At 59.3% G+C, this 15,159-nt stretch carries 17 protein-coding genes and 1 tRNA gene; 6 read left to right on the top strand and 12 right to left on the bottom strand.

The features are described from left to right. Nucleotides 1-78 precede the first annotated feature (78 nt). From NTD80_RS27200 to NTD80_RS27185, 4 genes are all read left to right on the top strand, one after another. Nucleotides 79-1,455 carry an L-serine ammonia-lyase gene (locus tag NTD80_RS27200; RefSeq protein WP_262135556.1) on the top strand — a complete coding sequence of 459 codons (1,377 nt, stop codon included), beginning with the start codon at nucleotides 79-81 and terminating at the stop codon, nucleotides 1,453-1,455. Nucleotides 1,456-1,494: 39 nt separating this feature from the next. After that, complete coding sequence (gene gcvT, locus NTD80_RS27195) at nucleotides 1,495-2,619, top strand: glycine cleavage system aminomethyltransferase GcvT (protein ID WP_262135555.1); 1,125 nt, start codon at nucleotides 1,495-1,497, stop codon at nucleotides 2,617-2,619. 389 nt (nucleotides 2,620-3,008) lie between these two features. After that, a complete protein-coding gene (locus NTD80_RS27190) occupies nucleotides 3,009-3,221 on the top strand; it encodes a cold-shock protein (RefSeq protein WP_027902257.1) in 213 nt (70 codons plus the stop codon). Between the two features lie 94 nt (nucleotides 3,222-3,315). After that, the gene (locus tag NTD80_RS27185; RefSeq protein WP_065908882.1) at nucleotides 3,316-3,804 is read left to right on the top strand and encodes an RDD family protein; all 489 of its coding nucleotides are present in this window, start codon (nucleotides 3,316-3,318) and stop codon (nucleotides 3,802-3,804) included. Nucleotides 3,805-3,935: 131 nt separating this feature from the next. Here the strand turns inward: NTD80_RS27185 and nadA are convergent, their stop codons facing one another. The 4 genes from nadA to NTD80_RS27165 form a co-directional block, all read right to left on the bottom strand. After that, nucleotides 3,936-4,994, bottom strand: a complete 1,059-nt coding sequence (nadA, locus tag NTD80_RS27180) for a quinolinate synthase NadA (RefSeq protein WP_016973251.1) — start codon at nucleotides 4,992-4,994, stop codon at nucleotides 3,936-3,938. 221 nt (nucleotides 4,995-5,215) lie between these two features. Further along, a complete protein-coding gene (locus NTD80_RS27175) occupies nucleotides 5,216-6,787 on the bottom strand; it encodes a lactate dehydrogenase (RefSeq protein WP_262135554.1) in 1,572 nt (523 codons plus the stop codon). 128 nt (nucleotides 6,788-6,915) lie between these two features. Then, the gene (locus NTD80_RS27170; protein WP_106802752.1) at nucleotides 6,916-8,202 is read right to left on the bottom strand and encodes an OmpP1/FadL family transporter; all 1,287 of its coding nucleotides are present in this window, start codon (nucleotides 8,200-8,202) and stop codon (nucleotides 6,916-6,918) included. 211 nt (nucleotides 8,203-8,413) lie between these two features. Then, entirely contained in the window at nucleotides 8,414-8,587 is a 174-nt protein-coding gene (locus NTD80_RS27165; RefSeq protein ID WP_410017438.1) for a hexameric tyrosine-coordinated heme protein, read from the bottom strand. Between the two features lie 41 nt (nucleotides 8,588-8,628). Between NTD80_RS27165 and NTD80_RS27160 the strand changes: the two genes are divergently transcribed. Together NTD80_RS27160 and NTD80_RS27155 are read left to right on the top strand one after the other, a co-directional pair. Beyond that, nucleotides 8,629-8,862, top strand: a complete 234-nt coding sequence (locus tag NTD80_RS27160; protein WP_262135552.1) for a hypothetical protein — start codon at nucleotides 8,629-8,631, stop codon at nucleotides 8,860-8,862. A 123-nt stretch (nucleotides 8,863-8,985) separates the two neighbouring features. Further along, nucleotides 8,986-9,153, top strand: a complete 168-nt coding sequence (locus NTD80_RS27155; RefSeq protein WP_262135551.1) for a hypothetical protein — start codon at nucleotides 8,986-8,988, stop codon at nucleotides 9,151-9,153. Nucleotides 9,154-9,290: 137 nt separating this feature from the next. Here the strand turns inward: NTD80_RS27155 and NTD80_RS27150 are convergent. The 8 genes from NTD80_RS27150 to tolR all read right to left on the bottom strand — a co-directional run bounded on the left by NTD80_RS27150 (nucleotide 9,291) and on the right by tolR (nucleotide 15,149). Then, nucleotides 9,291-9,366: transfer RNA gene (locus NTD80_RS27150), tRNA-Lys, on the bottom strand. 63 nt (nucleotides 9,367-9,429) lie between these two features. Continuing rightward, nucleotides 9,430-10,104: a 7-cyano-7-deazaguanine synthase QueC gene (gene queC / locus NTD80_RS27145; RefSeq protein ID WP_162946163.1), complete on the bottom strand. Its 675-nt coding sequence runs from the start codon at nucleotides 10,102-10,104 to the stop codon at nucleotides 9,430-9,432. A gap of 16 nt (nucleotides 10,105-10,120) precedes the next feature. Beyond that, complete coding sequence (queE, locus tag NTD80_RS27140; protein ID WP_106802748.1) at nucleotides 10,121-10,768, bottom strand: 7-carboxy-7-deazaguanine synthase QueE; 648 nt, start codon at nucleotides 10,766-10,768, stop codon at nucleotides 10,121-10,123. Between the two features lie 164 nt (nucleotides 10,769-10,932). Beyond that, entirely contained in the window at nucleotides 10,933-11,763 is an 831-nt protein-coding gene (gene ybgF, locus NTD80_RS27135; protein ID WP_120449725.1) for a tol-pal system protein YbgF, read from the bottom strand. Nucleotides 11,764-11,769: 6 nt separating this feature from the next. Beyond that, entirely contained in the window at nucleotides 11,770-12,270 is a 501-nt protein-coding gene (gene pal, locus NTD80_RS27130; RefSeq protein WP_003209827.1) for a peptidoglycan-associated lipoprotein Pal, read from the bottom strand. Between the two features lie 55 nt (nucleotides 12,271-12,325). Beyond that, nucleotides 12,326-13,606, bottom strand: a complete 1,281-nt coding sequence (gene tolB / locus NTD80_RS27125) for a Tol-Pal system beta propeller repeat protein TolB (RefSeq protein ID WP_065908853.1) — start codon at nucleotides 13,604-13,606, stop codon at nucleotides 12,326-12,328. Between the two features lie 17 nt (nucleotides 13,607-13,623). Next, entirely contained in the window at nucleotides 13,624-14,697 is a 1,074-nt protein-coding gene (gene tolA / locus NTD80_RS27120; protein ID WP_065908851.1) for a cell envelope integrity protein TolA, read from the bottom strand. Further along, nucleotides 14,697-15,149 (bottom strand): protein TolR, encoded by a 453-nt coding sequence (tolR, locus tag NTD80_RS27115; protein WP_161793227.1) that lies wholly within the window; start codon nucleotides 15,147-15,149, stop codon nucleotides 14,697-14,699. Before tolR ends, tolA begins: the two co-directional genes overlap by 1 nt. Nucleotides 15,150-15,159: the final 10 nt, after the last annotated feature.

The raw sequence follows: 15,159 nt of genomic DNA, 5'->3' as shown, positions 1-15,159 counted from the left end.
CCCCCCCCCCCCCCCCCCCCCCGCTCCCACATTTGGACCGCGTACATCCGATCAATAATAAGAAACCGGAGAACAACCATGTCCCTTAGCGTGTTCGACCTGTTCAAGATTGGCATCGGCCCCTCCAGTTCCCACACCGTCGGCCCGATGCGCGCCGCCGCCCGTTTCGTCGAAGGGTTGCGCCGTGACGACCTGCTGGGCGCCACCACCGGCATCAAGGTGGAACTCTATGGCTCCCTCGGCGCCACCGGCAAAGGCCACGGCAGCGACAAGGCCGTGTTGCTGGGCCTGGAAGGCGAACACCCGGACACCGTGAATACCGAAACCGTGGCCGCGCGCCTGGCGCAGATGCGCAGCGACGGTCGCTTGAACCTGCTCGGTGAACACAGCATCACGTTCAACGAGAAAGAACACCTGGCGATGATTCGCAAACCCCTGGCCTACCACCCCAACGGCATGATCTTTCGTGCCTTTGATGCGGCCGGTATCCAGATTCGCAGCCGCGAGTACTATTCGGTCGGCGGCGGTTTTGTCGTGGATGAAGACGCCGCCGGCGCCGACCGGATCGTCGAAGACGCCACGCCCCTGACCTTCCCGTTCAAGCACGCCAAGGATTTGCTCGGCCATTGCACCACCTACGGGCTGTCCATCAGCCAGGTGATGCTGACCAATGAAAGCGCCTGGCGCCCGGAAGCGGAAACCCGCGCCGGCTTGCTGAATATCTGGCAAGTGATGCAGGACTGCGTGGCCGCCGGTTGTCGCAATGAGGGGATTCTGCCCGGCGGCTTGAAGGTCAAGCGCCGCGCTGCGGCCCTGCATCGGCAACTGTGCAAGCACCCTGAATCGGCGCTGCGCGACCCGTTGTCGGTGCTGGACTGGGTCAACCTGTACGCCCTGGCAGTCAACGAAGAAAACGCCAACGGCGGGCGTGTGGTCACCGCGCCCACCAACGGTGCGGCCGGGATCGTGCCGGCGGTGCTGCATTACTACATGCGCTTTATCCCCGGCGCGAACGAGGATGGTGTGGTGCGCTTTCTGCTCACCGCCGCCGCCATCGGCATTTTGTACAAGGAAAACGCCTCGATCTCCGGCGCAGAAGTCGGCTGCCAGGGTGAAGTCGGCGTGGCCTGCTCGATGGCCGCCGGCGCGCTGTGCGAAGTGCTGGGCGGCAGCGTCTCGCAAGTCGAAAACGCCGCCGAGATCGGCATGGAACACAACCTCGGCCTGACCTGTGACCCTATCGGCGGGCTGGTGCAGGTGCCCTGCATCGAGCGCAACGCCATGGGCTCGGTCAAGGCCATCAATGCGGTGCGCATGGCCTTGCGCGGTGACGGGCAACACTTCGTCTCCCTCGACAAAGTCATCCGCACCATGCGCCAGACCGGCGCCGACATGAAAAGCAAATACAAGGAAACCGCCCGTGGCGGTTTGGCGGTCAACATTATCGAGTGCTGACGCCGACAAGCGCGCCAGCACGTTTTTCAGGAGCTGAATATGTCCACCGAAACCCTGTTGAAAACCCCGTTGCATGCCCTGCACCTCGAACTGGGCGCCCGCATGGTGCCGTTCGCCGGCTACGACATGCCAGTGCAATACCCGCTCGGCGTGATGAAGGAACACCTGCACACCCGTGACCAGGCCGGGCTGTTCGACGTGTCGCACATGGGCCAGATTCGCCTCACTGGCGCCAATGCCGCCAAGGCCCTGGAGACCCTGGTGCCAGTCGACATCATCGACCTGCCGGTGGGCATGCAGCGCTACGCGATGTTCACCAACGCGCAGGGCGGCATCCTCGACGACCTGATGGTGGCCAACCTGGGTAACGACGAGCTGTTCCTGGTGGTCAACGCTGCCTGCAAGGACCAGGACCTGGCCCACCTGCGCCAGCACATCGGCCACCAGTGCAGCATCGAGCCACTGTTCGAGGCGCGCGCCCTGCTCGCCCTGCAAGGCCCGGCGGCGGTCAAGGTGCTCGCGCGCCTGGCACCGGAAGTCACCGGGATGACCTTCATGCAGTTCGCCTCCTTGCGTTTGTTGGGCGTGGACTGCTACGTCAGCCGCTCCGGCTACACCGGTGAAGACGGCTTCGAGATTTCCGTGCCCGCCGCCAGCGCCGAAAGCCTGGCCCGCAGCCTGCTGGCCGAGACCGAAGTGCAGCCAATCGGCCTGGGCGCCCGTGACTCACTGCGCCTGGAAGCCGGCCTGTGCCTCTACGGCCACGACATGAACACCGAGACCACGCCGATCGAAGCCAGCCTGCTGTGGGCGATCTCCAAGGCCCGTCGTGCCGACGGCCCGCGTGCCGGTGGTTTCCCCGGCGCCGACCGCATCTTCAGCCAGCAACAGGCCGGAGTGAAGCGCAAACGCGTTGGCCTGCTGCCACAAGAGCGCACACCGGTGCGTGAAGGCGCCGAGATCGTCGACGAACACGGCACCGTGGTTGGCAGCGTGTGCAGCGGTGGCTTTGGCCCGACACTGGGCGGCCCGCTGGCCATGGGTTATCTGGACAGTGCATTCGTCGCACTCGACACCCAAGTATTCGCGCTGGTGCGTGGGAAAAAAGTGCCACTTCGTGTAAGCAAAATGCCATTTGTGCCACAGCGTTACTATCGTCGCTGATTGACTGTTCCTATAAGTAACGCGGTTGCGTTAACGTGCACTAAACTGTAACGCAACCGCCATAAAACAGTGCATTGACGATAGTCATTGTTATCAGCACCGGGCTATAACAAGTGAACAACTCTATCGAATAAGTCAGATCCCAAATGTTGACCGAAGTGTCATACAGCCAAGCAAAACCAAGGGCTTGCCCAGGGCTTGTTTTTTCTCCAGTAGTTGGCGTAGAGTTTGTTCACTGTGTTTGCATGGGTCGCTTGGAACCTGGACCTGGGCAGTAGCCAAAGTTTGCTACAACCCGTTCGACGTCTCTTACTTTCCTGCAACCCAGCCCAGTACTCTTTCATGTGAAAGGGGCTGTCATTAATTTTTAGCGTCAAGGAAATAAGAAAATGGCTGAACGTCAGAGCGGTACCGTCAAGTGGTTTAACGACGAGAAAGGGTTTGGTTTTATCACTCCAGAAAGCGGTCCGGATCTGTTCGTGCATTTCCGCGCTATTCAGGGCAACGGCTTCAAGAGCCTGAAAGAAGGCCAGAAAGTGACGTTCGTTGCCGTGCAAGGCCAGAAAGGCATGCAGGCTGACGAAGTACAAGCAGAAGCCTGATCCCTGCTGCGACAAAAAGCCCCTGATGGTGACATCAGGGGCTTTTTTATGTGCGTTTGCTCGTAAAATGGCTTTTTCCCCAAGAGAGCCTGCCATGTCTAAACCCTTGCTGAGCCCCCAAGGCGAATTCCCCGCCGTTGGCCTGGGCCGTCGTCTGGCAGCGATGTTCTATGACTTCCTGTTGTGCACGGCGCTACTGATCGTCACGGCGTTCATCTACAAGCTGGTGTGGATGGCGTTTATCGGCGAAGCCAAGATGCGCACTCTCACCGAGTCCGGCGCGCTGGATGGGGATCCGTTGCTGTCGACGATTCTATTTTTTGTGCTGTTCGGTTTTTTTGCCAAGTTCTGGACCCATTCGGGGCAGACGCTGGGCATGCAGGTGTGGGGCGTGCGCGTGCAGAACGCCGACGGCTCACGCATCAGCCTGTGGCAGGCGCTGCTGCGCTTTGTGGTGTCGATTGCGTCATGGTTGTGCGTGGGGCTGGGGTTTATCTGGTCACTGTTCGACAAGCGCAAGCGCAGTTGGCATGACATCTATTCCGACACCCAACTGGTGCAGATTCCGAAGAAAAAGAAGTAATCCGCAACGACGAAAATCAAATGTGGGAGCTGGCTTGCCTGCGATGAAAGCGCCTCGGTTTATCCAGTAGACCGAGGTGATGCTATCGCAGGCAAGCCAGCTCCCACATTTTTAACCGTGTCAGCTCAAGATCAGGCGTTGCCAGCGAGTTTGAGGCGCGCGGCCTGGGTGAAGTCCAGCATGCGCTTGAGCGGGCGCACGGCGTGGGGGATCACCGAAGGCTCGACGAAGATCTCGTTACTGCCCTCACGCAGGCATTGCAGGGTGCGCTCCAGCGTGTTCATCGCCATCCATGGGCAGTGCGCGCAGCTGCGGCACGCCGCGCCGTTACCGGCAGTAGGCGCTTCGACAAAGACTTTGTCCGGGCACAGCTGCTGCATCTTGTAGAAGATGCCGCGATCGGTCGCCACGATAAATGTCTTGTTCGGCAAACGCTGGGCCGCCGCGATCAACTGGCTGGTGGACCCCACTGCATCGGCCAATTCGATCACTGACGTCGGCGACTCCGGGTGCACCAGGATCGCTGCGTCCGGGTACAGCGCCTTCATGTCTTCCAGTTGCTTGGACTTGAACTCTTCGTGGACGATGCAGGCACCGTCCCAGAGCAACATGTCGGCACCGGTCTGGCGCTGGATATAGGTGCCCAGGTGTTTGTCCGGGCCCCAGATAATGGTTTCGCCGTTGTCCATCAGGCTTTCGACGATTTCCAGTGCGCAGCTGGACGTCACCACCCAATCGGCACGCGCCTTGACCGCCGCCGAGGTGTTGGCATACACCACCACGGTCCGCTCGGGGTGCTGGTCGCAGAACGCCGAAAACTCATCCACCGGGCAACCGAGGTCCAGGGAGCACGTGGCTTCCAGGGTCGGCATCAGGATGCGTTTTTCCGGCGTGAGGATTTTTGCGGTCTCGCCCATGAAACGCACGCCGGCGACCAATACGGTCTTGGCCGGGTGAGCGGCGCCGAAGCGCGCCATTTCCAGGGAGTCGGAGACACAGCCACCGGTTTCTTCGGCCAGGGCCTGAATCACCGGGTCGCAGTAGAAGTGGGCAACCAGCACCGCGTCCTGAGCCTTGAGCTCGGCGGCGATGGCGGCACGCAGGCTCGCCTCTTCATCGGCGCTGAGGGCCTTGGGCTGCTTGGCGTCGAGGTGGGCTTGAACCAGTAGGCGTTCGGAAATTTGCGTCATGTTCGCAAGACCTGCAGGCGCAGTTGCGCGAAAGTCGAGTGTACCACCGGCTCTGGAGCCCTACGGGCGCCGCCGGACGAAGTGATTGTGTTCATCAAGCACGGGTGAAGCTGCGCAAGGCTACAGAATATCGAATGGATTCAAAAGCCTAATCTGGGGCGGGAATGACGACGCGATTCACCTCCAGCACACGAGCCGGCAAACCGGCTCGTGCACAAGGATCAGCGAACGAGGGCGGAAGGATCGTTCTGCAGCAGAACCGAGGCCTGCATGTTGGCCAGGGCGTCCTTTAACGTGGACTCTTCCAGCGCGTCCTTGGACTTTTTGCTTTCCTTGGCCGCGTACTCCAGCAGCACCAGGTAGTCACGCTGGACAGTGGCGTCCTTCGGCACGTTGGTCTCATCCACGAGCTTGCCCATCACGTATTGCTGCGTGTGGGTGTTCTGGCTGGCCGTTTGCGAGACCGAGGCGTTGGTCAGCAGGCCATCCTTGTAGCCGATGTTGGCAGAGCTGCTGGCCTTATCCTCCACCTGTATATAGAGATAATTCTGCGAGTTTGGATCGCCGCTCAGCTCAGGCGCCTTCCCGCCCTTGAGGCCCTTGTGGAAGCTGGCGGAAAGACTCGATTGCTGGTCTTGGCTCACGCTGCGGTCCAGCGCGCTTTTACCGCCGACGCGGGTCTTCTGCGACACGTCATAGGCGAAGCTGTCGACTTCAGAGGGGCGCATCGGGTTGGACGAATCGACCGCCTGCTTGATCGACGCCTTGAAGTCCGCCAGGCCCGTCAACAGGCCCTGGTCCGTCGGGTTGCGGGTCAGCGCCTCGGGGAGGCTCGCGCCCTGTGGATAGTTGCTGTTCAGGGCGCTGAAGGCATCTTTGAACTGGGTCATCAGCTCGGCCTTGGCGCTGCCACGTTCCTGGGCACGGTCAAACTGGGCCAGGTAGCTTTTCAGCGCCTTGGCCTGTTGCTGCGCATTGCCAAGGATCGAGGCGTTTTTCAGGTCGACGCTCAGGTTGAGCTCGCCGCTCAGGCTGCTCATGCGCGTGGTACGGGTCTGGCTGTCGGCGTGAAAGGCCAGTTTCAGGTCAGGCCCGTTCAGCGTCTTGAGCGTGGTGTTGAGGTCCACCGACGCCAATACTTTGCTGTCAAATTGGGTCAGGTTGCCCAGGTCGAGTTTCGGCGGAACAGCGGTGAGCCCATCCACCGCAGCCTGGAAGGCACTGCCCAGCTGGCCGACCGCCTTGAGTTCGTCGGCGCTCAGAGCACCGCCTTCGACGTTGGCCTGCACACCCAGGCCATCTTTCTGGCTGGACAGGCTGAAGGTCACGGTCTTGCCGCTGGCCGTCTTGATGCTGAGGCTGACCAGGTTGTCGGCTTTGCTGTGCAGCAAAGTTTGATCCGTCTTGATCTCGCCGGCGCTGTCCGCTCGATCGGCGCTCGCGTAGAGCACGGACTGAGAAATGCCCGCGCCATTCTTGGCGAACTGCTCAACCAGGCTGGCGCCCAGGCCATTGAAGCGGTTGGCAGTGGACGGCGAATTGAAGTTGGTATTGATCGCGCGGCTGAGTGTGTCCTGGCTGTCACTTTCCCAGGCACGCACAATGTCCTGGCCCGGCAATTGGCCGCGGCGGGAATAGGTATCGGCAAGGGTGTCGGACACGACGTTGCCCAAGCTGACCACCGACGAAGGCCGTGTGCTGACAACGCTGCTCTGCGGCGGCGTGACGGGTGACGGTTCCACTGGCCGAATCGGCAGCGAATTGGCGGAACTGATAGGTAACAGCGTACTCATGACGATCCCTGTCTGCGAATGTTTACCCTCTGATTTAAGCAAAGACGCAGGAGGATTGACAGGGACAGCGGGGAAATTAGTAGCAAAGAGCCACTACGTTAATCTGGCTCTTTGCTGTCTGGCGCGGATTAAAAGCGGTAAGTCACTGAACCGCCGAACCCATTGGCGCTGTTTTCATACTTGGCGTCGTAGGTCAGGCCCAGTGCAGGTTGGGTCTGACGAACCTTGATCGGCTCTTCCTTCAAGTAGGAATACGCCACATCGAAGGTCAGGTTGTCGACTGGCGTCCAACCGGCTCCCAGGCTGAAAACCGTGCGGTCCCCTGTAGGAATGCGCACGGAGCGGTCGGTGTTGTTGGTCGGGGTCTGGTCGACCGAGAACCCGGTGCGCAATACCAGTTGCTTGTTGACGCGATACGCCGCGCCGATCGCATGGGACCAGGTGTCGTGCCAATGCTGCTGTTCGGTGATGGAGTCCAGGCCGGCGAGCTCACTGGTGATGTCCGATACACCGGTATTGTTGACGGTGATTTTCTTCAACTGGCTCCACCGGGTGTAGGTGCTCCCCACATACAGGGTCCAGTCATCCGTGAGTTGGTGAGTGACCGAGAAATCCACGGACGACGGTGTGGTGACGTTCAGCTTGGCGTCATAACGTTGCGAACCGCCGTCCAACAGATCAGAGAGCACGCCCGAGGCATTGGTATGGCCACTCAGGTGGTAGACGACTTGTGAGTGGTAGGTCACGCCGACGCGGGTAGAGTCCAGCGCCTGCACCAGGATACCGGCGTTGAAACCTGTCGCAGTGTCGTCACCCTTGATCTTGACCGCCTCGGTGCCCAGGCCAAACGCTGGCACTTTGGAGTCGAGTTCGCCGTTGATTTTGTTGAAGGTCGGCCCGAAACCCACCGAGACCTTGTCATTGAATGCGTAGCTGACCGTCGGCTGTACGGTGATGACCTGGACCTTGCTCTTGTTGCCGAAGGCGTTGCCCTGGAAGCTATGTTCGTAATCGGTCACCAGGCCAAACGGCGCGTAGATCCCGAGACCGAATGCCCAGTGTTCATCGATCGGCGTGACCAGGTAGCCCATCGGCACGGCAATCCCAGGGACCATGTCGCCTTTGTTGGTACCCGGGTTGTCGGCACCGCCTTGGCTCGAGCTGGCATCCTTGATGTTCGTCTTGGCATCGAGGTAGGTCGCCCCGATGCTCACTTCATTCTGCTTGAGGCGGGACATGCCGGCCGGGTTGCCGAACACCGTACTGGCATCGTCGGCAGAGGAGGAACGACCGGCATAGCCCGTGCCCATTGAACTGATGCTTTGTTCGTTGAGCGCGAAACCACCGGCGAACAGCGGGGTGGAGGCAAGTGAAACGGCGAGCGCCAAGGCGCCTTTAAGAGTTTTGTTATTCATTATTAGGACTCGAATTATGGGGCAGCGACGAGGAAGCTACCAACGTTCGAGCGAGCGGTTTATGAAGAGTTTTTCATCTGCTGGATTGTCCGACAATCCTAGGTATTTCAAAGACTTTGGTCGATTTTTCGCGTCTTTTTCTGACCTCCTGACCCGAATCTGACCCGCTGGTTCCGGACAGCCAACGCGGGCCATTGGCTGCCCGGCAATCTTATGGATTCCAGTATCTGTTCGCCGCCGCAATCGTCGCAAATTCGGTAGCTACCACCTGGCCAATGCTGATCAGCATGGCGGCGTCATTGGCGTACACATCGCGCAAGCGGCCACGTACCGCCTCGTCGGGCTGCGTGGCCTTGATGACCAGCCGGGACATCTTGATGGCCAGTTCGCGCCCTTCTGGATTTTGACAGCGGCCTGCGCGCCGCCATGGCAGCCGCCGACGCCCTGGGCGCCAGCACTGAAGCCGTGGCCGAAGACGGTGGGGTGATGGTGCGCAACTTCACCTGCCCGGTGGGCAGCGTGGTGCGCGAGGAGCAGTGCGTGTGTCGGGCGATGGCGGGCTTCTTTTCCGAGGCGACAGGCCGTCCGGCCACAGAACAGTGCTTGCGCGAAGATCGGCTGATCTGCCAGTACTTTATCGAGCAGATACCCACAGCGTGACCCTGAAGTCGCGGAGCCTGCGAGCCTTTGTACCTGGCGGTTGCGAAGGCGCGCCGCCAACGTAAATATCGAGAAAAATTCCCATTGGTCCGTTCGGGCACTGAACCCGACGACGGAGTGCGCTTGCGTCAGCCGCTGGGTGCCGGCTACACCAAGATCTTCAATCTGCATGCCCCCTACGTGCGCTACACCAACCGCAAGGCCCTGTCGCCGCTGGAGGACAAGAGCTATGAGGTAGGGATGTATGGCGCGCCGCGTAATGTCATGACCAGCCTGAAGTACAACTTCTAAGGCGCTGGCCCTCGCCTGATAGCCAGGCGAGGGCTGCTCATAAAGTGGGCTGCGAAAGAATGGGTTTCTTGCGGGCAAAAAAAAACCCGGAAATCCTCACTTGCGTGGGCCTTCCGGATTTTCTAAACCGCCAAAAATGGTGGGTCGTGTGGGATTCGAACCTACGACCAATTGGTTAAAAGCCAACTGCTCTACCAACTGAGCTAACGACCCGCTGTGTGGTGGCGCGTATAATACTGATTTCTAAGGATTATTCAACACCTTATTTGAAATAAATCAGAAATAACGCGTTGGGTCCGCAATTCCGGCCGCTTGGAAGCCTTCTGCGCGCAGTCGGCAGCTGTCACATTTCCCACAAGCACGGCCGTCATCGTCTGCCTGATAGCAGGAAACAGTCAGCGAATAATCGACGCCAAGTCCTACACCAGCCTTCACAATATCGGCCTTGCTGAGGTTTTGCAGCGGCGCCAGGATACGGAACCCCTGCCCTTCTACCCCGGCTTTGGTCGCCAGGTTGGCCATGCGCTCGAACGACTCGACGAACTCTGGGCGACAGTCCGGGTAACCGGAATAATCCACCGCGTTGACGCCGATAAAGATGTCGCGGGCGTTCAGCACTTCAGCCCAACCCAGGGCCAGGGACAGGAACACGGTGTTGCGTGCCGGCACATAAGTCACCGGGATGCCTTCGCTCGGTGCTTCCGGAACATCGATGCTGCTGTCGGTCAGGGCCGAGCCGCCGATGCCATTGAGGTTCAGGCCGATCACCTTGTGCTCGGCGACACCCATGTCCCGCGCGACACGCGCAGCGGCGTTCAACTCGGCGCGATGGCGCTGGCCGTAGTCAAAGCTCATGGTGTAGCAGGTGTAACCTTCAGCCTGCGCCATCGCCACCACCGTGGCGGAGTCGAGGCCGCCGGAAAGCAGGATTACCGCGCGTTTTTGATCCATGGTGTGTTCAGTCATATCAGCGTCCTGGCTCGTCGTTCCAAAGGTATTTATGCAACTGCAATTGCAGGCGCACCGGTAGATTGTCCGCAACCACCCAATCGGCGAGGTCACGCGCATTCAAGTCATGGTGGCTGGGGGAGAACAGCACCTCGCCCGCGCGACGGTCCAGGCCATACTGGATCAGCTTGGAGTTAGCCCAGTCGTAATCTTCACGGGAGCAGATGACGAACTTGACCTGGTCGTTGGCCGTCAGCAGGTCGATGTTCTCATAGCGGTTGCGGTGCGCTTCCTTGGAGCCTGGGGTCTTCAGGTCGACCACGCGGCTCACGCGCGGGTCCACCGCAGAGATATCCAAGGCGCCACTGGTTTCCAGGGACACCTCGTAGCCGGCATCACACAGCTGTTTGAGCAACGGGATGGCATTGGGTTGCGCCAGCGGCTCGCCGCCCGTCACGCAGACGTAGCGCGGCCGGTAACCGGCAACCTGCTCAAGGATGTCTTCGAGGGTGCGCACCGTACCGCCACTGAAGGCGTAGGCGCTGTCACAGTATTGGCAACGCAACGGGCAACCGGTCAGCCGCACAAAGACTGTGGGCAGGCCAGCGGTGCGCGTTTCACCCTGCAACGAGTAAAAAACTTCGGTGATACGTAATGTGTCTTGCATAGTCGCCACGGGCGTAACAGCTAAACAGGCTGTCCGCCTCCGTCAGGCACTTCAAGGGACCCCGCCAACGCGTAGACCCCAAAAAGCGTGTTTCATAAAAGGGCGTGGATTCTAACGAAAAAACCCGCGACAGGCGCGGGTTTCTTCTAAACGGACAGCATCGCTTACAAGCGTTGCAGATCCCGTTGCGCCAACTGGGCAGCGGAAGTCCCCGGATACTGGGCGACAACCTGCTGCAGAATGCCTTTGACCTTGTCGGTATGACCCAGGCGGCGTTCTACGTCGGCGAGTTTGTACAGCGAATCAGGCACCTTGGCGTGCTTGGGGTACAGTTGGCTGACCTTGGCAAATGCCTGGCCGGCGCCCTGCAGATCACCCTTGGCCAGGTTGACCTCACCCAACCAGTATTGGGCATTGCCCGCGTACTGGCTGTTCGGATACTTGCGCAGGAATGCGGTAAAGGCCTGGCTGGCCTTATCGAAATCCTTGGCTTTGATCAGGTCGAAAGCGGCATCGTAATACAGCTTTTCCTTGGCCGGATCACCCGGTTCGCTGCTGGCGGCAGGGGCGGCAGCCGCGGCCCCTGCTGCTGCACCACCGGCAGCAGCGCTTGGCGCGCCACCGGTAGAAGAATTATCAGGAGTAGCGGCAGGTGTAACGCCGGCTCCTATACGTCGGTCAAGATCCTGGTAACGCTCCAGGCCTTCTTGCTTCAGCTGGTTCACTTGATTTTGCAGTACTTCAATCGTGCCTTGCTGCTGCGACAATTGATCCTGCATGCGTTGCAGCTGGTTGAACAGTTCGCCCTGTGCCGAGGGAGCGGACGTAGCCGCTCCCCCCGCATAGGCGCCGTTCGTGCCATAACCTGCTGGCGGATAGCTGCTCCCGCTATTGTTATAGCCAGAGTTGCTATCTTCCACAGGAACCGCAGCCCACACCGCAAGCGGGGCGAGGCTGAGAGCCAATACAGTTAGAGCACGACGGCACGTTCGCATGACGAATTACTTACGCAGTTCGACGCGACGGTTTTGAGCCCAGGACTGCTCGTCGTGGCCAGTAGCAACTGGACGCTCTTTACCGTAGGAAACCAGTTCCAGTTGGCCTGGAGCAACACCTTGCAGTACCAGGTAGCGCTGAACGGCTTTCGCACGACGCTCGCCCAGTGCCATGTTGTACTCACGAGTACCACGTTCGTCGGTGTTACCTTCCAGAACAACGCGAGCGCCGTTAGCTTTCAGGTCCTTCGCGTGAACGTCCAGAGCGCGCATGGCTTCTGGCTTCAGGTCCGAACTGTCGTATTCGAAGTAGAAAGTGGTGATAGCGCGCAGAGCAGCTTCTTCGCTCAGGGAGCCGTCAACTGCACCAGTGTTAGCGCCGTAACCAGCGTTTGGATCAACAGCTGCGCCTTCACCGGCATTGTCGCCGCCTTTAGACGAGCAACCAACGGCTACGGACAGAGCCAGAGCCAGAGCAGCAAACTTACCAAACTTCAGCATTTCCATCGTGAAACTCCTAATGAACCCCAGTGTGTTAAGTACTTCTTTTTGTAGCGCCGCGTCAGTTCAGGTAAGGGGACCAGGACGGTTCTCTGACTTCGCCTTGAGCGGTAGGAAGCGGGAGCCTTACGCGTCCATTAATGGACACGAGCATCAAGACTCCCCGGCCCTGCTGGCGGGTGGCGTAGATTACCATGGTGCCGTTGGGCGCAACAGTAGCTGACTCATCAAGGTTGGTATCCGTGAGGATTTTTACGGTTCCACGCTGCAAATCCTGGGCCGCAACCCGGAAATTAGTGAAACCATCCTGACGGTGAATCATCACCAACGTCTTTTCATCAGCCGAAAGCTTCGGATTGGCATTGTAGTTACCGATAAAAGTAACACGCTCTGCACCACCACCATTCACGTTCGCCTTGTAGACCTGTGGCTTGCCGCCGCGGTCAGAGGTGAAGTAGATGGTTGAACCATCCTTGCCCCAGAACGGTTCGGTATTGATACCCGGGCCGCTGGTTGCGCGAGTGATCTGGCGCGAAGCCATGTTCATCACGTAGATATCCGGGTTGCCGTCCTTGGACAGCACGAACGCCAGGCGCGAACCATCCGGCGACCAGGCCGGTGCACCGTTGAGGCCTTCGAAGTTGGTGATCTGCTCACGACGGCCAGTATCAATGTGCTGGACGAAGATACGTGGACGCTTCTGCTCGAAAGACACGTAGGCGATACGCTTGCCATCCGGCGCGAAACGCGGCGAAAGGATAGGCTCACGCGATTGCAGCAGGGTCACGGCGCGTGCACCGTCGTAGTCCGAGCGCTGCAAAGTGTAACGAGTGTTGTCTACGGAGAAACGCTCAGCCGTGACATACAACAGGCGCGTCGAGAACGCCCCCTTGATGCCGGTGAGTTTTTCAAACGACTGGTCCGAGATGTAGTGGGCCATGTCGCGCAGCTGTTCGGCGGTTCCCGAAACGCTGCCGGTCAAGACCTGCTGCTCAGTGGCCACGTTGAACAACGTGTACTGGATCTGCAGGCGACCACCCGCCGGAACGATGTTGCCGACCATCAGGTACTGGGCGCCGACGGCTTTCCAGTCACGGAAGATGACTTCGCTGGCCTGGGTAGGCTGGCTGATCATGTTGCCTTTCGGAATCGGCGCGTAGTAACCGGAATTGCGCAGGTCATCGCTGACGATCTGGGCCATGTCGTCCGGCAGCACGCTGCCGCCCTGCCAACCGAACGGTACAACTGCGATCGGGGTGGCCCGATCGCTACCGCTGGTGACCAGGATGTTCTTTTCATCCGCCGCCGCTATCCCTGCCATACAGCAAATAACGACAAGCATTCCTCGAAGAAGGTTTCTCACAAGGCTAGATCCTCAGGTGTGAATGTCATCTTGAATGAACGATAGGGAGCGAAGTCGCTTGGTTTCATTCCCTGCATCTCGGTCAACCGGCCAATGTTCTTGACCGCGGCAACCGCCGAACTGTCGAACGAACCGTCACCACTGGACTTGGCCACGCTGACCGAAGTCACCGTACCGTCCGGCAACATGCCGATCTGCAGCACTACTGTCATGCCTTTGCGTGCCGAAGGTGGACGAGTCCAGCCTTCTGCTGCGCGTGCCCGAATCAGGTCGTCGAAACTGCCCGCGACTTCATCGCCACGCTCATCGGCCAAGGCTTGCTGACGCTGCGGCGTGTCGGAGAGCAAATCTGCCAAGGCCTGGGCCTTTTTCTCTTCGGCGGATTTACGCGCTGCTTCCTGGGCCTTTTTCTTGGTGGCATCGGCGGCAGCTTTCTTCTTCGCGTCGTCGGCGATTTTCTTCTTCGCCTCGTCTGCTTCAGCTTTTTTCTTGGCGTCTTCGGCGGCTTTCTTCTTCGCGTCTTCGACTATCTTTTTCTTGGCGTCTTCAGCGGCCTTTTTCTTGGCCTCTTCTTCGGCAGCTTTCTTCGCTTCGTCTTCGGCTTTCTTCTTGGCTATATCAGCCAATTGTTTCTCTTCGGCCTTTTTCGCGTCGGCAGCTTTCTCGGCTTTCTTGGCTTCATCAGCCTTTTTCGCCTCGTCGGCCTTCTTCGCTTCGTCAGCCTTTTTCGATTCCTCGGCCTTTTGAGCCGCCTCTTCTTTCTTTTGTTCCGCAGCAGCCTTCACCGCTTCCTGCTCGACCTTCTTCTGTTCCATCTGTTCGACTTCAGTCTGGCGCGCAGCCGACTTCTGGGCCTCACCCGCAATCTTCTGATTGGTCTGGGTGGTGGCCTGGCTTTTCGATTTCAGCTGATACAGGGTCGCCTGCACGATCGGCTTGGCTGGCGGCAGATCCGGGGTCATGGCAAAGCTGACGAACAGCATGCCAAACACCAGGACGTGCAGGGCAATTGCCCAGACGCTAGGCCAGAAGAAGCTTTCCGAGGCGGACGGCTCTCGCTGTTGCTGCATCAGGGCGCCTCGGTAATCAAGCCAACGTTACCGACGCCGGCCTTCTGCAGCCCGCCCATGGCGCCCATCACAGAGCCGTAGTCGACCGACTTGTCACCCCGGATGAACACTTGGGTGTGCTTGCCGCCTTCGTTGCCGGAGCGAATGATCTTGGTCACCGCATCGGTCATCGCCGGCAGGGTCAAGGCCTTGTCTTGCTGTTTCTGAGTATCGACTTCGCTGCCAAGGTTCCAGTAATAGGTCTTGTCAGCCTTGATCGAAATGGTCAGGACCTGTGTGTTGTTGTCTTGCGGCAAGGCTTCACTGGAAACCTTGGGCAGATCAACCTTCACGCCCTGGTTGAGCATCGGCGCGGTCACCATGAAGATGACCAGCAGCACCAGCATCACGTCGATGTAGGGCACTACGTTCATCTCGGCGACCGGCTTGCGCTTTTTGCGAGCTCGAGCGATTAAAGCCATT

Origin of the sequence: Pseudomonas sp. 13B_2.1_Bac1, assembly GCF_025466155.1 — a bacterium.
GTDB lineage: Bacteria > Pseudomonadota > Gammaproteobacteria > Pseudomonadales > Pseudomonadaceae > Aquipseudomonas > Aquipseudomonas aylmerensis.
This window is presented reverse-complemented; position numbering and strand designations above follow the sequence as displayed.